The organism is Halapricum desulfuricans (assembly GCF_017094525.1).
GTDB lineage: Archaea > Halobacteriota > Halobacteria > Halobacteriales > Haloarculaceae > Halapricum > Halapricum desulfuricans.
Window position 1 is genome coordinate 1,299,287 of record NZ_CP064788.1, and the last position, 23,801, is coordinate 1,323,087.

The 23,801-nt window shown below is 64.6% G+C and carries 23 protein-coding genes; 16 read left to right on the forward strand and 7 right to left on the reverse strand.

Annotated elements, in window-relative coordinates; translation table 11 throughout:
• Positions 1-30: 30 nt before the first annotated feature.
• The 4 genes from HSR122_RS06715 (at position 31) to HSR122_RS06730 (ending at position 6,223) form a co-directional block, all read left to right on the forward strand.
• On the forward strand, positions 31-1,047 hold the full coding sequence (locus tag HSR122_RS06715; protein WP_229112020.1) for a DUF7284 family protein: 1,017 nt from the start codon (positions 31-33) through the stop codon (positions 1,045-1,047).
• The gene (locus HSR122_RS06720) at positions 1,044-4,100 is read left to right on the forward strand and encodes a DUF7286 family protein (protein WP_229112021.1); all 3,057 of its coding nucleotides are present in this window, start codon (positions 1,044-1,046) and stop codon (positions 4,098-4,100) included. Before HSR122_RS06715 ends, HSR122_RS06720 begins: the two co-directional genes overlap by 4 nt.
• A gap of 107 nt (positions 4,101-4,207) precedes the next feature.
• On the forward strand, positions 4,208-5,872 hold the full coding sequence (locus HSR122_RS06725) for a tRNA uridine(34) 5-carboxymethylaminomethyl modification radical SAM/GNAT enzyme Elp3 (RefSeq protein WP_229112022.1): 1,665 nt from the start codon (positions 4,208-4,210) through the stop codon (positions 5,870-5,872).
• A gap of 81 nt (positions 5,873-5,953) precedes the next feature.
• Positions 5,954-6,223: a DUF7571 family protein gene (locus tag HSR122_RS06730; RefSeq protein ID WP_229112191.1), complete on the forward strand. Its 270-nt coding sequence runs from the start codon at positions 5,954-5,956 to the stop codon at positions 6,221-6,223.
• Positions 6,224-6,307: 84 nt separating this feature from the next.
• Here HSR122_RS06730 and HSR122_RS06735 read toward each other — a convergent pair whose 3' ends face one another.
• Complete coding sequence (locus HSR122_RS06735; RefSeq protein WP_229112023.1) at positions 6,308-7,231, reverse strand: DNA-3-methyladenine glycosylase family protein; 924 nt, start codon at positions 7,229-7,231, stop codon at positions 6,308-6,310.
• A 102-nt stretch (positions 7,232-7,333) separates the two neighbouring features.
• Here HSR122_RS06735 and HSR122_RS06740 point away from each other — a divergent pair, with 102 nt between their 5' ends.
• On the forward strand, positions 7,334-7,858 hold the full coding sequence (locus tag HSR122_RS06740) for a DUF555 domain-containing protein (protein ID WP_229112024.1): 525 nt from the start codon (positions 7,334-7,336) through the stop codon (positions 7,856-7,858).
• 69 nt (positions 7,859-7,927) lie between these two features.
• Positions 7,928-8,086 carry a ribbon-helix-helix protein, CopG family gene (locus HSR122_RS06745; protein ID WP_229112025.1) on the forward strand — a complete coding sequence of 53 codons (159 nt, stop codon included), beginning with the start codon at positions 7,928-7,930 and terminating at the stop codon, positions 8,084-8,086.
• Positions 8,087-8,139: 53 nt separating this feature from the next.
• Here HSR122_RS06745 and HSR122_RS06750 read toward each other — a convergent pair whose 3' ends face one another.
• Complete coding sequence (locus HSR122_RS06750) at positions 8,140-8,910, reverse strand: creatininase family protein (protein WP_229112026.1); 771 nt, start codon at positions 8,908-8,910, stop codon at positions 8,140-8,142.
• Between the two features lie 81 nt (positions 8,911-8,991).
• Between HSR122_RS06750 and HSR122_RS06755 the strand changes: the two genes are divergently transcribed.
• From HSR122_RS06755 to HSR122_RS06770, 4 genes are all read left to right on the forward strand, one after another.
• Positions 8,992-9,297, forward strand: coding sequence for a DUF7537 family lipoprotein (locus HSR122_RS06755; protein WP_229112027.1), 306 nt, complete (start codon positions 8,992-8,994; stop codon positions 9,295-9,297).
• Positions 9,298-9,395: 98 nt separating this feature from the next.
• Positions 9,396-10,613, forward strand: coding sequence for an RNA-guided endonuclease InsQ/TnpB family protein (locus tag HSR122_RS06760; protein WP_229112028.1), 1,218 nt, complete (start codon positions 9,396-9,398; stop codon positions 10,611-10,613).
• Positions 10,614-11,047: 434 nt separating this feature from the next.
• Entirely contained in the window at positions 11,048-12,235 is a 1,188-nt protein-coding gene (gene folP / locus HSR122_RS06765; RefSeq protein WP_229112029.1) for a dihydropteroate synthase, read from the forward strand.
• A 1-nt stretch (position 12,236) separates the two neighbouring features.
• A complete protein-coding gene (locus HSR122_RS06770) occupies positions 12,237-12,929 on the forward strand; it encodes a 6-hydroxymethylpterin diphosphokinase MptE-like protein (RefSeq protein WP_229112030.1) in 693 nt (230 codons plus the stop codon).
• A gap of 26 nt (positions 12,930-12,955) precedes the next feature.
• Here the strand turns inward: HSR122_RS06770 and gcvH are convergent, their stop codons facing one another.
• The 3 genes from gcvH to HSR122_RS06785 form a co-directional block, all read right to left on the reverse strand.
• On the reverse strand, positions 12,956-13,339 hold the full coding sequence (gcvH, locus tag HSR122_RS06775; protein WP_229112031.1) for a glycine cleavage system protein GcvH: 384 nt from the start codon (positions 13,337-13,339) through the stop codon (positions 12,956-12,958).
• Positions 13,336-14,415, reverse strand: coding sequence for a glycine cleavage system aminomethyltransferase GcvT (gcvT, locus tag HSR122_RS06780; protein WP_229112032.1), 1,080 nt, complete (start codon positions 14,413-14,415; stop codon positions 13,336-13,338). Before gcvT ends, gcvH begins: the two co-directional genes overlap by 4 nt.
• Positions 14,416-14,516: 101 nt before the next feature.
• The gene (locus tag HSR122_RS06785) at positions 14,517-16,478 is read right to left on the reverse strand and encodes a 3-hydroxyacyl-CoA dehydrogenase/enoyl-CoA hydratase family protein (RefSeq protein ID WP_229112033.1); all 1,962 of its coding nucleotides are present in this window, start codon (positions 16,476-16,478) and stop codon (positions 14,517-14,519) included.
• 378 nt (positions 16,479-16,856) lie between these two features.
• Between HSR122_RS06785 and HSR122_RS06790 the strand changes: the two genes are divergently transcribed.
• A complete protein-coding gene (locus HSR122_RS06790; RefSeq protein WP_229112034.1) occupies positions 16,857-18,620 on the forward strand; it encodes a sensor histidine kinase in 1,764 nt (587 codons plus the stop codon).
• A 21-nt stretch (positions 18,621-18,641) separates the two neighbouring features.
• On the opposite strand, the gene HSR122_RS06795 is transcribed toward HSR122_RS06790, so the two are convergent.
• Together HSR122_RS06795 and HSR122_RS06800 are read right to left on the reverse strand one after the other, a co-directional pair.
• Positions 18,642-19,310: an HAD family hydrolase gene (locus HSR122_RS06795; RefSeq protein ID WP_229112035.1), complete on the reverse strand. Its 669-nt coding sequence runs from the start codon at positions 19,308-19,310 to the stop codon at positions 18,642-18,644.
• A gap of 51 nt (positions 19,311-19,361) precedes the next feature.
• On the reverse strand, positions 19,362-20,102 hold the full coding sequence (locus tag HSR122_RS06800; protein WP_229112036.1) for a protein-L-isoaspartate O-methyltransferase family protein: 741 nt from the start codon (positions 20,100-20,102) through the stop codon (positions 19,362-19,364).
• A gap of 120 nt (positions 20,103-20,222) precedes the next feature.
• Between HSR122_RS06800 and srp19 the strand changes: the two genes are divergently transcribed.
• From srp19 to pfkB, 5 genes are all read left to right on the forward strand, one after another.
• Positions 20,223-20,501, forward strand: coding sequence for a signal recognition particle subunit SRP19 (srp19, locus tag HSR122_RS06805; RefSeq protein WP_229112037.1), 279 nt, complete (start codon positions 20,223-20,225; stop codon positions 20,499-20,501).
• The gene (locus HSR122_RS06810) at positions 20,501-20,734 is read left to right on the forward strand and encodes an H/ACA ribonucleoprotein complex subunit GAR1 (RefSeq protein ID WP_229112038.1); all 234 of its coding nucleotides are present in this window, start codon (positions 20,501-20,503) and stop codon (positions 20,732-20,734) included. The genes srp19 and HSR122_RS06810 overlap by 1 nt, the downstream gene beginning before the upstream one ends.
• 61 nt (positions 20,735-20,795) lie before the next feature.
• Positions 20,796-21,842 carry a presenilin family intramembrane aspartyl protease PSH gene (locus HSR122_RS06815; RefSeq protein WP_229112039.1) on the forward strand — a complete coding sequence of 349 codons (1,047 nt, stop codon included), beginning with the start codon at positions 20,796-20,798 and terminating at the stop codon, positions 21,840-21,842.
• Positions 21,843-21,917: 75 nt separating this feature from the next.
• Positions 21,918-22,679, forward strand: a complete 762-nt coding sequence (locus HSR122_RS06820) for a VOC family protein (protein WP_229112040.1) — start codon at positions 21,918-21,920, stop codon at positions 22,677-22,679.
• A 53-nt stretch (positions 22,680-22,732) separates the two neighbouring features.
• Positions 22,733-23,698 (forward strand): 1-phosphofructokinase, encoded by a 966-nt coding sequence (gene pfkB / locus HSR122_RS06825; RefSeq protein ID WP_229112041.1) that lies wholly within the window; start codon positions 22,733-22,735, stop codon positions 23,696-23,698.
• Positions 23,699-23,801: the final 103 nt, after the last annotated feature.

The window sequence follows — 23,801 nt, forward strand, 5'->3', positions numbered from 1 at the left end:
AGCAGAAGCAGGGGGAATGGAGCAGGTACTATGAAGGTGCGGGGCGTCTCGACAGTCGTCGACGCGACGCTTGCGCTGTTGCTCGTCTCCGCGAGCGTCTTCGTCGCCGCGTCTTTCCTCGCGGATGACCGGCCCGAGACGAATCCGGGAGCGTCCGATCACGTCGCCGAAACGGTGTCCGTCTCGACGGCGAATGTGAGTTACTCGCTGGAGCCGATCGTCGGCCACCTCGACGACGTCGATTTCCGCGACGAAACGTACGACGAGGGCGTCTTCCGACGACAGCGACACGGATCGGTCGCCGAGTTGATCGCGAGCAGTGCGATGCTCAACGTGACGATCGAGGGCCGACAGCTGACGAAGGAAGGGGAGATCTACTCCGATGCCGTCGAAGGGGCCTTGATGGAGACGTTGACGGGGACGGGATACAGCGCATACGTCACTGCCCGATGGCGGCCGTATGAGGGGGCGTCGATCACGGCCACAGAAACGTACGGATCCCCGCCGCCGGGGGACGCAGACGTGCAACTCGCGACGCTTCGCGTTCCGAGCGGGGTGGAGCCAGTCGCGGTGGCGGTCGAAGGCGAATACATGGAGAGCTACGCGAACGGGCACGAACAGGCAGCGCGCGTTCTCGCCGAAGCGATCGTCGAGCGGTATGTCCCGGCGAGCGAGATGCAGGTCGCGCTCGAAGGTCAGTGGTTCAGACGAGATCTGGCCCTTTATAGGTACCTCCGTTTGAAGGCGATACTGAACGAGTTCGACGACAGTGCCGGCCTGATCGATGGTGACGACGTGTATTATTACCTCGATCCCGACGACGAAGGGACTGTTTTGAGTCGGAACGGTGCCAACGCGACGAGAGCCAACGCGTATCTCGCCCGTGGGTCGGACGGAGTAGCGGACTTCTCCGGCGGGGCCGACGGCCTGAAACGGATTATCGGGTCGGATCTGGAAGACCACTACGCCGACGACGAGATGGCATCGTTCGTCGCCGCGTCGTCGATCGAAGACGTGGTTATCACAATACGGGTGTGGGAACAATGAGGGGGAGACAGCGTTCATCAGTCACGCTAGCGGAGAGCGATCGCGGCCGAGTTCCGTTCGCGCTGATCGGCGTCGTACTGCTCGTGGCGAGTTCCACAGCTGTCGTGTCGTTACAGACCAGAGGGGAACCCAGCGCCGACGTCGACGCTGCGAGGGCGTTCGATCGGATCGAGACGACTACGCATTCGATCCTCCGTGATGCGGCGACGACGGGGCTCAGAGACGCCGCGGCCGCACCGGTGACCGACGCGTCGGGAACGGCGCTGGGTGACGCCATCGACGGGGGGAACTCCGACGAGACGTTCCGGAACTACGTCAGACTGCGGATCTACCTGGCTGCGAGGGCGAAACTCTCGCGGACCGAACAGAACCTCGGTGACGGCGTGATCGCGACCGCCTCGCTCCCGCCGATCGAAGGGGACGCCGACAGCATCGAGACAGGACTCGATCGGGTGAAGATGACAGTCGGCTATTACGACGGCAACCTCGAAACCGGCGTCGTCAGCGTGACGATCGAGGACGTCAGCCTCACTGTCGAAGACGGGAAGACGCGCGAGACAGTCCGACGGACGTTCGACCTGACTGTTCCCACGACCGTCTTCGAGATGTACGAGAAGAGCCAGGAATACGAGCGACGGCTCAACGCCGGTTTCTTCGAGCAGTTCGACGCCGAACACGACCTCGGGTACGGCTACGGAGCGAAGTTCGCGGTCCGGCAGTACCCCGTTTCCTGGGCGAAGACGTACTTCGATCGGTTCGGGCCGAAACGGTGGGATCGTGCCTTCGAGCCGATCCACGACAGTCGGTCGACCGAAATCCTGGCTAACCTCGCGGCGTTCGACGTACAGGAGTCGACGTTCGGGACGACCGATCCGGCCGCCGATCGGATCCGTCGCGAGCGAAAGACGTGCTTCGCGCTGGCGACCGGCTACAAGGTCTACGACGCCATCTCGAAGCAGAAAGCGAACACGAGTACGCTTGCGAACACGTGGGGGTTGAACCGGTCCAGACTCGAAAACGCCACGAACCGATCGTCGCCGGGTCAGGGCATGCAAATAAACGAGGACACGCTCTGTCGCGCGACGCGATACATGATGGGTGGCTCCGAAGGTGAACTCGGGGACCCGCCGAGCATCCGGGACATAACGGAGCGATTCATCAAAAAGCAGACCGGCAAGGTCTCGACTGGCGTCGAGATCCCGGTCGATCTCTTCGCCGACGCCGCGTACTACGAGATCCGCTACGGAGAGACAGTGGACAGATTACGGAATCTCGATGACGTCGGCGTCGAGTGGCCACCCGAGAGCGACGAAGACGCTGAAGCCGACGCCGCGTGGGACGAGGCCAACGAGAATATCGAGCAGTCAGACAGCATCGAGCGCCAGAATATGGGGGATATGAGTCTCGATCCCGATACGACGTTCGCCGAGGTGATCGATCACGTCTACGATGTCGAGGTCGATCCCACCGAAAACGTGGCCAGAGACCGGCTTCGCCCCCGGGCACCGAAACCGTCCGGCGACGGCTGGAACGAACTGACGGACGAACGACGATACGAGGTCGTCGACCCGGGCGCGGTAGACGTCACGATCGAGGCAGGGCCGAGCAGGAACATCGAGGGAGACACGTGGACAGACCTGCGCGACGTCACCGTCACGATCGAAAACGAACTCAGACACGTCCGGAAGTGGCGGCGTGTCGAAGGGCGGGGGCAAAATGCCACCGTCGACAGGACGACCACGACAGCCACGCGCGAGGTGACCTTCGAGTCGGACGTCGACATCGATGCGAGACACACTCGACACACGCAGGTCGACGACAACGGCATCGAACACGCATACGAGAGGGGTGGCGATGTCGGTCCGGAGGGCGTGCCGAACTTCGAGCGCGTCCCGCGACGTGCTCTCGAGAGGGTGTTCGGCGTCGACCTTTCCATGCAGACCGATCTGGAAGCGCAACTGGACGACGAGATCGACACGGAAACTATCGTTTCCAGAGACGACATGCGGGCGATCACACACGAATCTGCCACTTTCGAGCCTGTCATACTCGACGAAGACGAGAACGAGACGCTCCAGTCGTGGCTCCAGGACGAGGCGGACGCGATCCGGGAGACGGTCAAAGACGAGGTTCCCCCGACCGAAGCCGGTCCGACCGCCTTCGTCAACGACGACCCGATCCTCGTTGGGATGCGGGAGAACATCACCGACCGCAAACCGGAGTTGATCTACGGCGACGATCCGGACGAACGGTACGCCGACCCCAAGGCGAAGGTTCGGACTGAAGCCGTCAAGATCTATCTGGACAACGTCATCGAGTGGACGAACGAGTTCGACGACGCCGCGACGGATACCAAAAACCAGGCCAAGGACAGCGTGATGGGGCCGCTGGACAGCGTCGACGGCGAGATCGCGGAGGTAGTCAGATTCGCACAGAAGGCGATCGCTGGCGACGTGGAGCTGTCGGGGGACGCGGACTTCGAGGGGTCGCCGCTGTACGACGACGTAGCGTTCACGATCGACGCCTCGCCAACGTATCTGGAAGCGACGACGGTAACCCGAACGGACGTACCGGCCGTTCGCGCGTCCGGGGCCGGGTTCACTGACCTCGACGACGATATCGAACACGGCCCGTTGGTGGCGAAACACGATAATCTCGTCCTGCCGCGACCGGGGCTGCCACTGGTCCCGTGGCCCGGCTACTGGTATGCGACGCTGAGCACTTGGAACCTGCAGGTCGACGGCGAGTACGCCCGGTTCGAACTCAGGGCGGACGTCAGCGATCCCGCGACGTCGGAGCCGATCCGATACATTCGGGACAACCGAGAAGTCGAACTCGAACTTGCCGACGGCCGGATGACTGTCGGTTCGGTCACGCCGATCGACTTCGAGAGCGATACGGTCGTCGCGGTCGTCGTGCCCAGTCACATGAAGGTCCCGAGGGGGAAGTTCGGCATCGGTGAGACGCCAGGCAACTACACCGGCTGTGCCGGTCCGTATCCGGAGACAGGACCGGAGCCGAGCAAGGGGGACTGCGGCTGGATCAAGGACTGATCTGCCGATCGGCAGTCGTCACGATGAGCCAGTCGGCGGCCCCGAGCAGTGCCCGGAGCGACACCCTTATTCAGGCGACTCCACGAGTTACAGGCGATACTGCGGCTATGAGCACTGACAGCAAGGAGCCGGACGACGCGTTCGAGCGGGCCTGCGCGGACCTGGTCAACCGGATCCTCGAGGGTGACCTCGAACGGGACGGCGTCGAGCAGGCGAAACGCGAGGTCTGTTCGACGCACGGCTCCCCGAAGGTTCCGAAAAACTCCGAGTTACTCGATCGCGCGCCGGACGGACGGCGCGAAGAACTGGAATCGGTCCTGCAGCGCAAACCCGTCCGGACCGCCTCCGGGGTCGCGCCGGTCGCGATCATGACCTCGCCCGAGCGCTGTCCCCACGGGAAGTGTCTGTACTGTCCGGGCGGACCGGACTCGGAGTTCTCCAGCGCCCAGAGCTACACCGGCAACGAACCCGCCGCCGCACGGGGCAAGCAGAACGACTACGACCCATACGGGCAGGTGACGCTACGGCTCAACCAGTTGCGCGAGATCGGCCATACCGTCGACAAGGTCGAGTTGATCGTCATGGGCGGGACGATGACCGCGCGCAGCCACGACTATCAGGAGTGGTTCGTCAGGCGTGCACTGGAGGCGATGAACGACTTCGACCCCGAGGCGGAGCCGGAGCCCGCCGAAGGCGTAAGTTTCGCGCAGGATCCCGAGGAATACGAGTTCAACTACCTCGAAGACGTGATCGAGGAAAACGAGACCGGCAGCGTCCGCAACATCGGGACGACATTCGAGACGAAGCCCGACTGGTGTGGACCCGAGCAGATCAACCGGATGTTGCGACTCGGCGGGACCAAAGTCGAGGTCGGCGTCCAGACGACCTTCGAACGGATCAACCGCGAGATGCACCGCGGCCACGGCATCCAGGCCAGCATCGACGCGACCCGGCGACTCCGTGACGCGGGCTTCAAGGTCGGCTATCACATGATGCCGGGCCAGCCCGGGATGAGCAAGGAGATGGCCGTCGAGGACTTCCGGCGCATCTTCGAGCACAGCGACTGGCGGCCGGATTACCTCAAGATCTATCCCACGCTCATCGTCGAGGGGACCGCGACCTACGACATGTGGCATCGCGACGACTACCAGCCGCTCACGAGCGACGAAGCCGCCGATCTCGTGGCAGAGATCAAAGATCTCATTCCGAAATACACCCGCCTGCAGCGCGTCCAGCGGGACATCCCCGCAGACTTTATCGAGGCGGGCGTCCGGAAGTCCAATCTCCGCCAGCTCGCCCGCCAGCGGATGGACGAGAAGGGAACGTCCTGCGATTGCATCCGCTGTCGTGAAGTCGGGATGAACGACGAAGACCCCGAAGACGTCACGCTCGACACTCTCAGGTACGAGGCCGGGGGCGGCACGGAGCAGTTCATTAGCTACGAGGACCGGGACCGCGATCTGCTGGTGGGTTTCTGTCGGCTCCGGTTCCCGAACGAACCGACACGGGCGGAACTGGACGATGCGGCGATCGTGCGAGAACTGCACGTTTACGGGAACACTGTCGGCGTCGGCGACCGTGACGCGACCGGCGACGTGCCCGACTGGCAACACCGGGGCTACGGCCGGAAATTGCTGGGAGAGGCCGAACGACGCGCCCGCGAGGCCGGCTTCGAGAAGCTGAGCGTCATCAGCGGGATCGGTGCCCGCGAGTACTATCGAGAGAAACTCGGGTACGAACAGGACGGTCCGTACGTGAGCAAGCACCTGTAGCGGTCTTTGTCTCGTGTCCGGGAATCTCACCACGGTCGGTAGGTATATGTGACACGGTCTCATGTGTCGAAACGGATCGCCATGCAACTGTGCCAGCGCTGTCAGACGGTCATCGACGAGTACACTCTGGACAAACAACTCGAACCGTTGCGTGACCTCACGGTCGACGACTTCAACGTCTGTGCGGACTGTGTGACGATCGTTGCGGACGCGTGCGTGGAGTGTGGCGGCGCAGTGTACGTCCCGCGGGGCGAATCTACCGTTCCAGATTACTGTCCGGCCTGTCGGGCCGAACTGATCGAACGGACCGGATCCGATCCCGGGTGGACGCGGGAAGCGTCCTCGGCCTGATTTTGCCCGGGAGTCCCTCGTAGCGGACTCCGGTACTCCGTCATAGTCATCATCGACGTAGAGCCGGCGGCATACGAAAGGACGTCACGACTCGTTTCGGAGGTGATGGAAGACGTACGTCTGGGCGTAGCCGGCGTATTCACCGCCCAGCCGCTTTCGGATCGCCCGGGACGTCTCGGCGTAGCTGTCGCGCTCGCAGTCGGGATAGTACTCCTCGATAGTCGTCCGGATCCAGGTATCCAGCGGCACGGCCTCGAGAAAGTCCAGCGAGAACAGCAGGACGCAGTCGGCGACTTTCTCGCCGACGCCGACGAACTGCGTCAGGTGTTCGCGGGCGTCCTCGTACGAACGGCCGCGTGCCTCGTCCGGGTGAGCGTCCCCGGCGGCGACCATCTCCGCCGTCCGCTGGACGTACGGGGCGCGATAGCCCAGACCGAGGTCGCGAAGTTCCGATTCGGTGGCGGCCGCGAGCCGATCCGGCGTCGGGAACACCTGATACGTGCGGCCGTCGGCAGTGACCGTGTCACCGAACGCCTCGGCCAGCGCGAGCTGCATGTCGTGGATCCGGGAGACGCGCATCTGTGCCGAACAGATGAAGGAGATCAACGTTCCGAACGGGGGGTCTCGAACCAGTCGCATCCCCCAGTATCGGTCGTAGGCCCGCTCGAGCAGCGAGTCGTCCGGTGTTGCCGCGCGTATCGCCGGCAGGTCGTCCTCGAGGCGAAGCAGCGATCGGACGACCCAGTCGGCGTCCGTCGTCGACTCCCACTCGAGGGCGCCATCGCGCTGTCGAACGCGAACGACCGTAGGGTCGCCGGTGTCGAGCCGGACGCGGTCGCCGTCGAGGCGGACGACCGTCTCGTACCAGGCGTCGCCGCCGCTCTGCTCGTCGCTGTCGTACATCCGGCCGTCGGCGCGTCGCCAGAGGTACGACTGGCCGCTCTCAAGGGTCGCCTGCAGGTCGAGTCCGCCGGGGAGTTCGGACACGTCGATCCGTCCGGTTTTCATTCGGTCGGGTTCGGGGCCGCGTCGGCTTTCCCGTTTCGATCGGCCACGGAACGACGATCACTGTGGCTAACCTTCATATCGCTGGCCCAGCAATACCAGTATATGAACTGTCGAGTTGTCGTCGAAGCCGCCGTTCCGGTCTACGACGTCGAAACTGCCGACGAGGCGGTTCGAATCGCCATCTCCAAGACCGGTGAGATGCTGAACCCCGACCTCAACTACGTCGAGATCAACATGGGCAGCCGGAGCTGCCCCCACTGCGGGGAGGAACTCGAACCCGCGTTCATCGCCGCCGACGAAAGTCTCGTCGCCCTCGAACTGGAGATGACGGTGTTCAACGTCGAGCGCGACGAACACGCGGCCCGGATCGCCCGCAAGGAGATCGGCCAGCGACTGGAGAACATCCCGCTCGAAGTCCTCGAAATCGAGGAAATCGAAGAAGAATCCGAGGAGGAAGACGACGACGAAGAACCGTCAGTCGTCGAAGAGAGCGACGCTGACGAGACGGGTGGTGACGCCGCTGCGGAAAGCGACAACGACGCGGGCGATGACCCGGACAGCGACGAGATCAGCGGGAGCGCGAACGACGACATCTTGCCGGAGTTCGAAGAACTGATCGACGAGTGAATCAGTGGAAGGACGCTATGACGTGCGTCTGACGAACCTATTTGGTATCGAACGACACACGTCGTAGTCATGGACGAGACGTTTCCCGATATGGATACGATTACCATCGAGTTCGACGAGGAGACGCTGCAGGCACTGGACGACGTCGCGTTCACCGACCACCGCGGGAACCGCGACGCGGCGATCCGGGAGTGTCTCGACCGGTGGCTGAAATCGCGCGAGGAGTAGTCCACGGAGAGCGATCGGTCCTGATTCGGATGCTCTGCACGCGCGAGGTGGACCTACACGTGCGACGCGGGTAGCAGGTCGTCGATGTCCTGTCCGGCCAGCCACGAGCAGAGTTCGACGAGCTGGTCGCTGGCCGCTTCGAACAGCCGTTCGCCCTTCTGTGGGGTCGCGTCGGTCTGATCGCCGAACACGCCGTTGTCGGAGTTGTCGATCGCGTCGTAGAACGTCCGGGAGCCGAACTTGGTGGTTTCGGCGGTCTCGATGTCCCGAAGTCCGCCGTCTCTGGCGTCTTCGAGGCGCTCGTCGTGGACGAGATCGCCGGCCAGATGCTGGATCAAGGCGGTCTCCTTGGGGCCGCCGTGGGGCCCGTTTTGCTCGAAGACCTCGTCGACGAGTTCGGGGATGCTCTCGTTCCACATCCACTCGACGGCGAATGCGACCCCGTCTTCGTGGAGGCGTCGTCCGACTTCCCGGAGGTGTTCGACGTTGCCACCGTGGGCGTTCACGTAGACGATCCGGTCGATCCCGTGATAGGCGAGATTGCGCGAGAAACTCTCGACGTAGTCTCTGAACGCCGGCGGATCGACCCACATCGTCCCGGGGAACTGGCGGTGGTGGGCGCTGACGCCGACGTTGATCGTCGGGGTACAGAGATAACCGGTTCGCGCTGCGGCCTCGCGCGCGAACCCTTCTGCGATCAGGTGATCGGTCCCCTCCGGCAGGTGTGGCCCGTGCTGTTCTGTCGACCCCAGCGGGACGATAGCGAGCGATTTGGACTCGAAATACGACGCCAGATCCGGCCACGCGTGCTCGGCGAGGTACATATCCCACCTACGGGCAAGCGATCACTTGAACGTGCCGAGAGGGGCAAAACGGCCGGGGACGAAAGCGGTCACGTAAGCACGTTGGGGCGGAACGGCGAGTCGATAGATCGATTGCTGTCCCCGAAGACGAGACAGATCGTACTCGTCGTCCTGGCGGTCTCGCTTGTCGCACTCGCCGGCTGTACCACCGGCGGCGACACGGCGCCGACCGAGACGACGACTGGCGACGAACTGACAGACACACCAACTGACGAACCGACAGACACACAGACAGACGAACCGCCCGAGAGCGATATCGACCCCGGCGAACTGGCTGACAGTCACGCCGCCCTGCTCGAGGACGCCGATTCGGTGACCGCCGGTCAGCGGCTCGTTCAAACTAGGTAGCGAGGCGGATTCCCCGCCCCACCGTGGGCGGGGTTGAAGCCGACACTCGCTGCCACAAACCACGGACTACTAACTACCTCTACTATCTATTGAAGCTCGTGGCAGACGGCTACCTGAGACGCACCGCAATCACCCGTCCCATCCTCACCGACGACCAACAGGACCTGCTCGACGCCACCATCAACGAGTGGAAAGATGCCTGTAACATCAGTAGTCGCATCGGATGGGATGCAGGTGAGACGCGGAAAACCCACCTCCAAGACCTCGCTTACAATGAGGTCAGAGAGGAGACCCGTCTCGGGAGTCAGCACGCAATTCTCGCCACCCATCAGGCCGCAGCCGCACTTGATGGTGTCGAAGCAATCGAAGACCTTGATGAACACTACAAAACGTCTCAACCAGAGTTCACCAGTAACACGGTGAAATACGACACCCGGACGATGACGCTGTTCGATGACGGGTCTGTGTCGCTCTCCACTGTCGATGGCCGGATTCGGTGTGATCTGAATCTCCCCGACGGAGACGACGGGTATCAACACGAATACCTCACCGATGACGAGTGGGAAGTAACAGAGTCTACGCTGTCAAAGCGTGATGGTGAGTACTACCTCCACCTCGGGTTTCGAAAGGACAAACCCGAGAAACAGGTTGAACAACAGGGTGACGACGAGGACAGGACAGTTCTCGGCGTTGACCTCGGCATCGTCAACATCGCCACCACCAGTACAGCGTACTTCGCCTCCGGCAGAGAACTTCGACACCAGCATCGAGAGTTCGAGCGGATTCGCGGCAATCTCCAGCAGACTGGGACACAATCCGCCCATCGGACGATTCAGCAGATGAGCGGGCGCGAGTCACGGTATCTTCGTGACCAACTCCATCAAGTTGCGAACCAGATTCTCGAAGAAGCACGTACTCACGACTGCGAGTTCATCGCGTTCGAGAACCTGAAACACATCAGGGAGCGTGCGCCGCCTGTCAAAGAGTTCCACCAGTGGGCGCACCGGCAGGTCGTTGACCTCGTGGAGTACAAGGCTGACGCGGAAGGGATTAGCGTCGAGTTTGTAGACCCGAAGAACACGAGTCGGCGGTGTCCTGAGTGTGGTCACACGAGCGACGGGAATCGCGTCAGGCAGGCGGAGTTCGAGTGTGAGTCGTGCGGTGCAACTCAGAATGCAGATTACGTGGGTGCGAAGAATGTTGGGTGGCGGTACGTCCGTCGCGGCCTACAGTCGTCGCGGCGGACGGGCGACAGTCAACTCGCCCTAAAGTCAGGAACGGTGACGCCGAATCGGGGCTTCGTCCCGTCCGACTAACCACGGTCGGTAGAGGCTGAGTTCACTGACAAGCCCCGCGCCACCGTGCGCGGGGCAGTTGACCAGCAGGTGGTGGACGGAAACACGTCCGTCACTAGCCAGCAGGTGGAGGGATACTACGACTTCGAGGAATCGACTGGCCTGCAGGCCTCCTCATAGACCCAGCAGAGCCAGCTCGGCGCGCTCACTTCCGGGACTGGACCGGAAGGCAGTGACGTTACGCTTACCTACGAATACACGGTAACCGACCTCAACGAGACGACCGTCGAGGGGCCCGGCTGGATCGACAACGTCAACACGACTGATACTGCCGGCTGTAAGTTCGTAAAGATATTCGCCACCCCGGGGTGGCGAATTCCTTCAGTTTGTTACAGCCGGCAGTATGAATAGCCGCCTCCCCGCCGTTTTTCTTTGTTCGGTGCGTCTGAACAGCCATGCAAACCGTCGACGCTGCCGGCGTGCGGATCGGTGACGATCAGCCACCGAGAATCATGGGCGTACTCAACGTCAGCCGCGAGTCGCCGTACGACCCCAGCGTTTACGACGATCCCGGCGAGGCAGCCGAATACGTCGATCGCGAACTCATCGATCAGGGGGCCGACATCGTCGATGTCGGGCTCGAGTCTGCGAACAAACGCTTCGAAGTTCTTTCCGCCGAGGAGGAACTCGACCGGCTCGACGTCGCGATCGATACGATCGAGTCGGTGAGCGGCGATGCCGTCTTTTCGATAGAGACCCGTTACCACGAGGTCGCCGAGGAGGCGCTCAATCGCGGGTTCGACATGGTCAACGACATCTGCGGGTTCGCCGACCCGAAGATGGCGGAGGTCTGTGAGGAGTACGACGTCGCCGTCGCGAAGATGGCCAGTCCGCCGGACCTGGAGCGGCCGGGTGCCGTCGAGGAAACGCCCTGGGCACAGCGGCGCTCGCCGGAGTGGGCTCGGCAGGCCGAGTACGTCGATCAGGTCTACGAAGCGCTGAAACAAAACGGGCTGACTGACAAGACGATCGTCGATCCGGCCTTCGGCGGGTGGAGCAAGGCCCAGACGATCGAAGACGACCGGGAGACGTTCCGTCGCCTCCGGGAGTTCCGGGGACTCGGACGGCCGATCCTCGTCTCGATCAACCGGAAGAACTTCTTGCGGACGATCGCGGACCGGTCGACGGAGGAAGCGTTGCCGGTGAGTCTGGCGGCGACGTCGATGGCGGTCGAGCGCGGCGCACACGTGATTCGTACCCACGACGTCGCCGAGACCCGCGACGCCGCCCTCGTCGGCAGTGCCTTCACGCGCGAGCGGATCGACGACGGTGCGATCGATGTCGAGGAACTCGACGTGACGACCGAGGGCGAGGCACGGCGACACTGCGAGCGCGTCGGTGCCGACGAAACGGCGGCCGCCCGATCGGTCGTCCGGGTGTTCGAACTCGGCGGGCTCGCGCCGACCCAGCGCGACTGGCTGGACACGCACGCCCCGGCCCACGGCGGCGTCTACGCGCCCGGAGACAGCGATAGCGACCTCCTGATCGGCTCGCCGGCCGCGCTCCGCGCGCTCGCGACCGACGTCGACGAGGCGAACGTGCTCGGGGAAGCGCTCGCGACGATCGCGGATCGACTCGACTGACATGGACTTCGAAACCTGGGAACCGGTCTACGAGCGGATCCTCGAGGACATGGGCTACGATCGCGGGGCCGACGAGCGTGCCCGTGACGTCTACGCCGGGACGTTGCGCGCGCTGGAGGGGAACGTCTTCGACGGATCGCTCGATTTCGCCGGCGATCGCGTGGCGATCGCAGGGGCGGGTCCGTCCCTGGAGGACGAACTGGACGTAGCGCGGCGAGCGGACGCCGTCGTCGCCGCCTCGAGCGCCGGGCGACGACTGCTCGCCAACGAAATCGGCGTCGACTGTCTAGTCACCGATCTCGACGGTGCGCCCGAGACCGCCGTCCGGTCGACGACCTACGGGACGCTGGTCGCGATCCACGCACACGGCGACAACGTGATCGCCATCCAGGAGCATGTCCCCCGCTGTCGGCTGTCGGCGGTGCTCCCGACGACGCAGGCGGCCCCGCGATCGCCCGTCAGGAACTTCGGCGGGTTTACCGACGGCGACCGCGCGGCGTTTCTGGCCGATCACTTCGGGGCGAGCGAGCTCGTCTTCCCCGGGTGGGATCTGGACGACCCGACGGTCGGGCCGACGAAGCGACGGAAACTCCGCTGGGCCGAGCGACTGTTACACTGGCTCGAGCGACGCCGCGACGAGCGGTTCGACCTGCTCGAGGGCCGGCGCGACGGGATCGATCCGATCGGCCCGTGACTCGCGCACGTATCTCTCCGAGATCGCTACGTCTCGATCGACGCTTCGTATTCCTCGGCGGAGAGCAACGCCTCGAGTTCCTCGGGGTCGGCGAGTTCGATCTCGACGAGCCAGCCGTCGCCGTACGGGTCGTCGTTGAGCAGTTCGGGCCGGTCGAGCAGTGTCTCGTTGACCGCCGTCACCTCGCCGGAGACCGGCGCGTACACGTCTGAAACGGCCTTGATACTCTCGACGACGGCGAAGTCATCGCCGGCGCTGAGTTCGTCGCCTGTCGACGGCAATTCGACGAAGACGACGTCGCCGAGTTCGTCCTGTGCGACGTCCGAAATGCCGATTCGCGCGGTGCCGTCGGTCGTATCGATCCACTCGTGGGAGTCGAGATACAGCAACTCGGGGATGTCGTAGCTCATCTATCGAGGAATGGCGTGGTCCTGATACGTGCTTTCTTCGGTTCGCCCCTGACGAGCACGCGAACGACGGTCTCCGGGTCGGCGTACTCGATGTCGACGTACGCCAGCCCGATCGGTTCGCCCAGCGTCGGACTCATCGTCCCGCTGGTGACGTGTCCGATCGCCTCGCCGTCGGCTGTCGTCACGGTCTGGCCGTGGCGCGGGACGCCCCGGTCGATCAGTTGCACGCCCCGGAGTTTCGACGCCGGCCCCTCCGTGGCGACCCCTTCCAGCGCGTCGCGGCCGACGAACTCCGTGTCGAGTTTGACGACGAACCCGATCCCCGCCTCGTAGGGCGTCCGCGGCTCTTCCTCGGGGTCGAAGTCCTGTCCGGAGAGCAGGAAACCCATCTCCAGACGGAGCGTGTCGCGCGCGCCGAGCCCGCAGGGCTGGACGTCGAAGGCGTCCCAGACGGTCGAAGCGTCGTCTGCCGGAACCAGCAGTTCGACGCCGTCCTCGCCGGTGTAGCCCGTGGCCGCGACCAGACAGTCCACGCCGGCGACGTCGGTACGCTCGATCTCGAACCGATCGAGCGCGTAGCGCACGTCGGTCGCCTCCGCGAAGCGCTCGGGCGCGTCCGGGCCCTGCAGAGCGATCATCGCCCAGTCGGTCGTCGCGTTGTCTATTTCGGCGTCGAGATCGAACTCGGCGCGAATCCATTGACACCGTTCGGCCATCGCCCCGTCGTTGCCGGCGTTGGGCACGAACAGGTACGTCTCGCCGTCCGGCAGGCGATAGACGACCGTGTCCTCGAGCATGATCCCCTCCTCGTCGGTGATCGCGGCGTACTGCGCCTCCCCGGGATCGAGCGCGGTCACGTCGTTGGTCGTGAGCCGTTGCAGGAGACGCCCCGCGTCGGGGCCGGTGACCTCGATCTGGCCCATGTGCGAGACGTCGAACTTCCCGGCCGACTGGCGAACGGCCCCGTGTTCGGTTCGGATCGAGTCGAACGAGACGGGCATCTCCCAGCCGCCGAAGTCGGTGAACTCGGCGTCCCGGTCGGCGTGGCGCTGATAGAGCGGCGTCCGGCGCGTCATACTCAATCCGGCGGTCGGAGCGATGGTAACTCTTTGGACCGTCGAACGGCGGCCGGTCGTTGGACCGCCGAAGGAACGGCAGCACGTCCCCGATTGCCGAACTACTTACCCTCGAACTCGGGATCGCGGTCCTGCTGGAAGGCGGCCAGCCCCTCCCAGAGGTCGTCGGTCGTAAAGAGGTGACCGAACGCCGACGCCTCGACTTCCAGGCCGGCGTCGGTGTCGTCACGGCCCGCGTGCATCGCGCGCTTGGTGAACTTCTGGGCGATCGGCGGGCCGGCGGCGAGTTCGCGGGCCAGTTCCCAGGCCCGGTCCTCGATGGCGTCGTTCGCGACGACCTCGTTGACGAAGCCGTAGTCGGCCATCGTCGCCGCGTCGTAGTCGTTTCGCGCGGTGAAGATGATCTCCTTGGCTCGGCCCTCGCCGACGATCGCACTGAGTCGCTGGGTGCCGCCCCAGCCCGGCAGGAGACCGAGTTCGTGCTCGGGCTGGCCGAACTGCGAGCGCTCGCTGGCGACCCGCAGATCCGCGCCCGTGGCCAGCTCCATCCCCCCGCCGAGACAGTAGCCGTCGATCGCCGCGACGACCGGCTTTGGACACTCCTCGAACGCGCCGGTGACCTGCTGGCCGTACCGGGAGATCTCGGTCGCTTCCAGCCCGCTCCCCGGTGCGGCCGAGGCGGCGTCGAAGCCCGCGGAAAACGCTCGATCGCCCGCGCCGGAAACCAGCAACGCGCGAACGTCGTCGTCCCCCTGTAGCGTCTCGACCGCGTGCTCGATCTCCTCGAGCATCTGGACGGTGATCGAGTTCATCCGGTGTGGTCGGTCGATCTCGATGTGGCCGACGCGGTCGTCGACCTCGACGCTGATCTGCTCGTAGGTGCGGCCGCCGGTTGCGTCCTCTTCCTCGGCGTAGAATCCACCGTCCGCTGCGACCGCTTCGAGCGCGTCGCTGACCTCGTATCGGGGGTGGCCGGTTTCTTCGTGTCGATCTTCGAGCGTCCCGACGAGCGTCTCGATGCCCGCCTCGTCGGCCAGTTTGCCCGGGCCCTCGGGGAACCCGGTCCCGAGCATCATCGCCTCGTCGATCGCATCGATCGACGCGACGTCGTCGCCGACCAGTTTCGCGGCCTCGTTTGCCAGCACCGCGAGCAGTCGGCGTTCGATGACGTCGTCGCCGGCCTCGGTCGGGATCTCGACGCTCTCGTCGTGGTCGTACCACCCTTCGCCGGTCTTCTCGCCGAACTGCTCGGCCTCGACCTTCTGCGAGAGCAACGGGCACGGTTCGTAGGCCTCGCCCAGTTCGGCGTGGAGGTACTCGAGCACGTGATAGGCGACGTCGTTGCCGACCCGGTCGGCCAGTTCGAACGTCCCCATCGGCAGGCCGACGCCGTACTTGCTCGTGCTGTCGACAGTTGCGATGTCGGCATCGCCCTCGTGAACGGCCCAGCACGCCTCGTTCAGCAGGGGCGTGAGCACGCGGTTGACGACGAACCCGGGGCTGTCCTTCCGGACCCTGACCGGCGTCTTCTCGAAGGACTCGGCAAGGGCTTCGATCGTCTCGATCGTCTCCTCGCCGGTGTGTGCCCCAGAGATGACCTCGACCAGTTGCATCCGTACGGGCGGGTTGAAAAAGTGCATCCCGCAGAACTGCGTCGGCCGCTCGGTGACTTCCGAGAGGTCCGTGATCGAGAGCGCCGAGGTGTTCGTCGCGAAGATCGCTCCGTCAGGCGCGTGCGCTTCGAGGGCCTCGTAGACCTCGGTCTTGATGTCCATGACCTCCGGGACGGCCTCGATGACGACGTCCGCGTCCTCGACAGCGGTCTCCATATCGACCAGGGGCATGATCCGCTTCAGCACTGTCTCGGGGTCCTCCTCAAGCCGATCCTTGTCGTCCAGTTTGTGTACCGACCACTCGATGTCCTCGTAGCCTTCCCGAACGATGTCTTCCTCGATGTCGCGCAACGTGACGTCATATCCCGCCAGCGCCGCGACCTCGGCGATCCCGTGGCCCATGTTGCCCGCACCGAGCACCGCGACCCGTGTGATGTCCTCGACGTCCATATCGTTCGCCACCAATCGTGGCACAGAAATGAAGGTTTCCTTCCCGGAAAATCATTATCGTCTGAGGAGATCAGAAACCGTTTGCACGTTTTCGAACGTGGCTTTGACGGAAACACAGGATGGCACTGGAGCTGGCTCGATCACACCGTCGACGAACCCGCCGCGGAGGGACAGCCCGCTTCGGGACGCATTCCACATACTTTATGTGGGAGCTTCAAGCAGATAGTAGGTGCCACGGGGAAACAGGGCACACCCGTCGGAGCACTCATGACATCCGGCCGAGATTCCGGTTCGAACGGGTCGACATCGGGGGGGAGTTCGGGCACGTCGGGTCGTGGCTCGGATTCGCCCCGGCTCTACCGGACGGTCTATCGTCGAGTGGTACCCGAGTTCGTCCGTCGTCATCTCGGGGCGAAGTTCCTCGTCGCGCTGTTGCTCGTCGCCGTTCTCATCAGTGTCATCGGATTCGCCACGTACGTCGAGATCCAGGGGACGATACAGGAAGAGGCGACGGACGAACTCGAAACGACCGGCCAGTTGCGCGCACAGAGCGTCAGTCAGTGGGTGGCCGGCACGCGGGCACAGACAGCACTGGTCGCGGATCCACAGCTGGCTCCGAACGAGACGGCGCTCGACGCGTCTCTCTCGGCGGCGAAAGCCGGCAGCGAGAGCGCGATAATCGACGTCCACTACGTCGATACGGACCGAAACACCGTCGTCGCGAGTACGAACGACGAATACGGGGGGCGAGGGCTGGACGACGTCGGGTCGAACTGGATCGACCCCCTCGCTCGACTGGGCGACGATCCGGACGCGGTCACGTTTTCGAGACAGTCCTACACCGTCGGCGGTGATCGGGCGATCGCGCTGGTCGGGCGGGTAACCGAGCACAGTGCCGTCGTCGTCGTCAGTCGGTTCGTACCGACGTTCGACGACAGCGACATCCGGACGACGCTGGTGACTGCCGAGGGGAATCGGGTCGCCACGACCGACGCTGCGCGGGAGTTCGAGCGGACCGACGCGTTCACCGCAGCCGTCCAAGCGGGAACAAGCCGAACTGTCGAGGCCGGCGGGGAGGTACGCACGTACGTGCCAGTCGAGGGCACCGACTGGATCGCGGTCTCGACCGCTCCGAAAGCCGACCTCTACAGCGTCAGTGCGACCGCCGGGCGAAACGTCTTGCTGCTGGCGGTGACGGCGCTCGTCTCGCTTGCGGCCGTCGGCTTCGTTCTCGGCCGGAGCACGGTCGTCCCGCTCGTGCGACTCAGAGAACACATTCAGGAGATCGAATCCGGGTCGCTCGATGTCGATCTGGAGACGGCTCGCGAGGACGAGATCGGCAGGCTGTTCACGGCGTTCGACAACATGCGCGACGCGCTCGAGGTGCAGTTCCGGGACGCCCGGCAGGCGAGACACGAGGCCGAAAGCTCGCGTCAGGAGATGGAGCGCCAGAACCGGCGACTCGATCAGTTCGCCTCGACGTTGAGCCATGACCTCCGGAACCCGCTGGCGGTCGCGCGTGGCCACGTCGAACTCCTGCGGACCAAACTCGACGACTCCCAGGGGGAACTGCTCGAACACGTCGAGAAAATCGACGGGGCCCACGACCGAATCGACTCGATCATCGACGACGTGCTCACCCTGACCCGCAAGGGCGAGTCCGTCGAGGAGACCGAGCGGTTCGAGCTCGAAGACGCCGCCAGCGAGGCCTGGAGCAATATCGACAACAAGGACGCGACGCTTCGCGTCGAGGACAGCATCGCCATCGAGGGCGATCGGAGCCGGTTGCTGCGGGCGCTGGAGAACCTCTTTCGGAACTCGATCGATCACGTCGGCCCCGAGGTGACCGTGACGGTCGGGCTGACCGAAGACGGCTTCTACGTCGAGGACGACGGACCGGGCATCCCCGACGAGGAAATGGACGCAATCTTCGAGTACGGTCACACCAACAGCGAGGACGGCACCGGCATCGGCCTGTCGATCGTCAGGACGATCGCCGAGGCGCACGGCTGGTCGGTCTGGGTCGACGGGACGTCGGGTCGCGGCGCCCGGTTCGTCTTCTCCGACGTGTTCGCCACCGAGGAACGCCTGTTCGAGGAGTCGGCGTTCACCTGGGAACACGCCCGGGCTGACGACGACTAGCACGACGGTGCGGGGACGCGGCTACGGCTGACAGCACGAGGCCAGGACGGTTTTCAGGCCGGTCTCGAGCGCGTCGCGTTCGACGACCGCGTTCGCGTCGGGGTGGGGCTCGGAACCCTCGTCGTGGAGAACCTGCACGGCATCGAGACCGGCGGCTGCGGCTCCAGCGACGTCGCGCTCGGGGTCGTCACCGACGTAGATCGCCCGCTCCGGGTCGACGCCGAGACGGTCCGTGATCGCCTCGAACGCGGCCGGATCGGGTTTTCGCGTCTCGAGTTCGCCGGTGACGAGCGTCGCGTCGAAACGCTCCGTCCAGCCGAGCCGGTCGAGCTTGCTCCGCTGGGCCAGCGACGGACCGTCGGTGAGGACGCCAACGCGATACCCCGGTCCGTCGGTGAGGTCTTCGAGAAGGGTCTCGACGCCGTCGACGGGTTCGAGCGCGTCGTTGACAGCCTCGCGATAGGCGCGGGCGACTGCGTCCGGCGACGGGTCGCCGTCGGTCAGCAACCGTTCGAAAATCGGTGTGCGCGTCTCGCCGGCCACGACCTGTCCGTGGGCGTCGAGATACTCCGAGCGAGAGACCGGTGGCGCGTCGGTCGTCTCGATCGCTTCGGCGAGCAGCGTCCGGCGGTCACGGTTCGGGACCGCGAGCGTCCCATCGAGGTCGAACACGACCGCGCGTGAGGTCATCAGCGTATGCCACGATCTGATCGGATTTGACGCTAACGGTCGGTGACCGACTCACCGCCGCGCGTCGTCCCAGTCGATCCAGTCCTGCTCCCAGCCGGGCCGGGACTCGGCGTGTTTGCGAGCGAACTCCCGATCCTCGCGGTGGGTCCGGTTGCGCTCGACCTCGTGGGGCGACTCGCCGTCGACCAGCATGGGCTGGAAGGCGACGGTCCCGTGTCGCTCGATCTCGCCGTCCCTGGAGACGACCGACAGCGTCTGCGTGCCGGCCCCTAGCGGCGCGACGAGCCGACCGTCGGACGTCAACTGTTCGAGCAACGCCCGCGGCGGCTCGACGACGCCCGCCTCCAGCAGGATACAGTCGTAGGGGGCGTAGGCGGCCAGTCCCTCGGCCCCGTCGCGGCGATCGACGAGCACCTCGCTGTAGCCCGCCGTCGAGAGGTTCGATCGCGCCTCGTAGACCAGCTGTCGGTTGATGTCGATCGCGTGGGTGTCGGTCGCGCCGACGACCTCGGCGATCACGGCGACGGTGTAGCCGACGCCCGCGCCGACGACCAGCGCGCGCTCGTCGGGTCTCGGAGCGAGCACGTCCAGCAGACGCGCGGCAGTGCTCGGCGCGAGCACGCGCGTTCCGTGGCGTTCGAACGTTCGATCCGCGTAGGCGGCCTCCTCCTCGACGAACGCCTCGCGTTCGACCGACCGCATCGCCAGCGACACCTGCTCATCACCGAGACAGCCCTTGCTCTCGTGTTCGAGGCTGTCGACCATGTCCTCGCGCAGTACCGCGGGATCCATACCCGGCCTTTCGGCCGCGTCGTAATGAATGACGCGTTAGACGAGGGTGACTCGGCCGGTGGACCGACAGCGCTCGTCCGACCAGTAAGGCGTTTACGTCCGGCCCGCTCACCCGGACACATGGTCGAGAACGTCATCTGGCCCGCGACCCTCGACGCGGAGTTGACCCGCAGCGAGGGGCGACGGGTCCCGGAGGATCTGGCCGTCCCGAACCCGACAGTCGAGGAAATCGCCAAGGCTGTCCAGCAGGTGGGCTACGACGCCCGGATCGAGCGCGAGAAGACCTATCCACGCGAGTACGAACCGCGCGGGCGGGTCGTGGTCACGAACGCCGACGACGCAACGAAAAGCGACCTGCTGGGCGCTGTCGCGGCCTACATGCAGGTCCTGCGCGAATAATGCAGCGCGCCGGAACCGTCACGGATATCGCTCAAAACGTCGCAATCGTGCGCTGTCCCGACGACGACCACCCGGAAATCGGGGCGAGACTGCTAGACGAGAACCTCGATACGGTCGGCCGGGTCGTCGACGTCTTCGGCCCCGTCGAGCGACCGTTCCTGGCGGTCTCGCCTGACGACGGCGTACGGCCGGCGTCGCTTCTGGGGGCCGTCCTCTACTATCGCGATTCGTGACCGGATCGGGCGTCGACCGCGACTCGCAGGTGTTATTCGGCTCGCTGTCGGACGGCCGTGTATGGACCAACGGACGCGAGCGATCGTCGCCGCGCTCGGGATCGCCGGTATCTTCCTGCTGGTACAGCTGGGCGCGCTCGCGCTCGTCGAACCGTTCGAACAGGCCGGCTTACAGGCGACCGAAAACCCCCAGAACGCGACCAATAGCCTCGTCTATATCGCCGCGTTGCTGGCGATGACCGGACTCATGCTGCTGGCGTTCAGGTACGATCTGGAGGTCGTGATTCGCGGACTGGTCGTGCTGGTCGGTGGCTATATCGGATTCGTGGTCCTTGCGTCGATCGTGCCCGCGTCGGTCGCGCCCGTTGCCGGCGCGAGCGCGATCGCCTGGGTGGCCGCCGGCGCGATCGTCCTCGGGTTGCTCATCTACCCCGAGTGGTACGTCATTGACGCCGCCGGGATCGTGATGGGTGCCGGCGCGGCGGGGCTGTTCGGGATTTCCTTCGGTATCCTCCCGGCACTCGTGTTGCTCGCCGCGCTGGCGGTCTACGACGCGATCAGCGTCTACGGGACCGAACACATGCTCACGCTCGCGGAGGGCGTGATGGACCTTCGAGTTCCGGTCGTCCTCGTGGTCCCGCTGTCGCTGTCGTACTCGTTTCTGGACGCCGACGCGCCCGACAGCGTCGCTGAAACGGACGGGTCGGGGAGCGACACGCCGGGCGGTGAGCAGGGAGCTGACGACAGTCACGATGGGGAAAACAGTGACGAGACGTCGGACAACGAGAGGACTCCTCTCGACAGGGAGGCGCTGTTCATCGGACTCGGCGACGCCGTAATCCCGACCGTGCTGGTCGCGAGTGCGGCCGCGTTCGCGCCCGAATCTGTCCCGACCGTCGCTGCCGGCGGACTCTCGGTCCCGGTGACGGCCATCGGCGCGATGATCGGGACGGTCCTCGGTCTCGCCGTCTTGCTCCGGATGGTGCTTCGCGGGCGTGCACACGCCGGGCTCCCCCTGCTCAACGGCGGCGCGATCGCCGGCTACCTCATAGCCGCGGTTGCGAGCGGGTTCTCGCTCGCGCAAGCGGTCGGGCTCGCCGGCGTCTAGCTCACGGCGGCTTAACCGAGTGAACTGTCGGCACTGATCAGAACGTTTTTCGACGTTCCAGCCCACGACGCAGACATGGACGGTATTCTCGACCACACGATGGTCCGGGTCGAAGACCTCGAGGAATCGATCGACTGGTACACCGAGCATCTGGACTGGGAAGTGAAACGAAAGAGCGAACATTCGTCGTTCACCCTCGCCTTTCTCGGTCCCGAGGACATGCACGAGGACGGCGCGGTGCTGGAGTTGACATACAACCACGACGATCGCACCTACGACTTCGGGGACGCCTGGGGCCACATCGCGGTGCGCGTCGAGGACGTCTACGACGCCTACGAGCAGTTGATGGACGAGGGCGTCGAGGACTACCGCGATCCCGATTCCTGTGGCGGCCAGTACGCGTTCGTCAAGAGCCCGACCGGCCACGAGATCGAGATCGTCGAGCGCGATTACGGCGCGAAATGGTCCATCGATCACACGATGATCCGCGTCGAGGACGTCGACCAGTCCATCGGCTGGTACGTCCGCAAGCTGGGGTACGAGATGTTCCGCCGTAGCGAACACGACGACTTCTCGCTGTACTTCCTCAAGCCCGACGACGCACCGGAGGAGGCGATGTCGATGGAACTGACCTACAACCACGACGGTCGCTCCTACGAGTTCGGCGACGCGTGGGGGCACGTGGCCGTCCGCGCCGACGAGTCCGATCTCGAGGAATACTGGGCGATGCTGATGGACCGCCACGCCGAGGACTACCGCGATCCGGCATCCTGTGACTACAACTACGCGTTCACCAAAGACCCCGACGGCCACGAGATCGAGGTCGTCAGGAGATAGCAACCCGAGCGTCCAGCCGACAGTATAAGTTCCCTGGTGCAGACAGTACAGGTATGATACTCACACTGACGCCGAACCCGGCGGTCGATCAAACGATCGAGATGGACGAGCCCCTGGAGCCCGACACCGTCCAGACGTCCGTCGGCGCGAAGTTCGACGCGGGAGGCAACGGAATCAACGTCTCGCAGTTCGTCCGCGCGCTGGGAGGCGAGACAACGGCAACGGGGATCACCGGCGGGTTCACGGGCTATTTCATCGAACAGTCGCTCTCGGAGTTTGACATCCCGACTGACTTCTGTCAGATCGAATCCCAGCCGACCCGGATCAGTACGACGATTCTCGCGCCTGCACGCGAGGGTGTTCAGACGTCTCGCATGGACGATGAGGACGACCTGCCACGGTCCGAGTACCGACTGCTACAGACAGGCCCAGAGGTCACCGAACACATCGTCGATCTGCTGGTCGAGACTGTTCGCGAACACGATCCGGAGATCCTCAACATCGGCGGGAGCCTGCCACCGGGCATGGACGCCGCGGCGGTCGACCGTATCGCCGCCGCCGGCGACTGGGAGACCGCCGTCGACATCCATGGCGATGTACTCACTGACCTCGAAGAGACCTACGAGTACTGCCGGCCCAACCGCGAGGAACTGGAAGCGGCGACTGGCATCACCGTCGAGACGATTACCGACTGCGAACAGGCGGCGAAACAGCTCCACGAGATGGGGTTCGAGCGCGTCATCGCCTCGATGGGTAGCGAGGGAGCGGTCATGGTCACGCCCGAGCAGACGCTGTACTCCTCGGCGGTCGACGTCGAGGTCGTCGACACCGTCGGTGCCGGTGACGCGCTGTTCGCGGCGATCCTGTGGGCGTACGAACAGGGCTGGAGCGACGAGAAGGCGCTCCGTGCGGGCGTCGCGACCGCCTGGAAGCTCGTGACCGTCACCGGCTCCAGCGTCCGGGATCTCAACCCTCAGGACCGGATCGACGAGGTCCGCGTCTGGGAAATGGATGGCTGATCGGTGAATGCCTGCTCTGGATGGGCCGTTTGCCGTCAGGCAGTCACGCCGGTGAACCGTTACTGTCGTTATCGCTATGCAAGACGTTATCGCAGTCGTGACA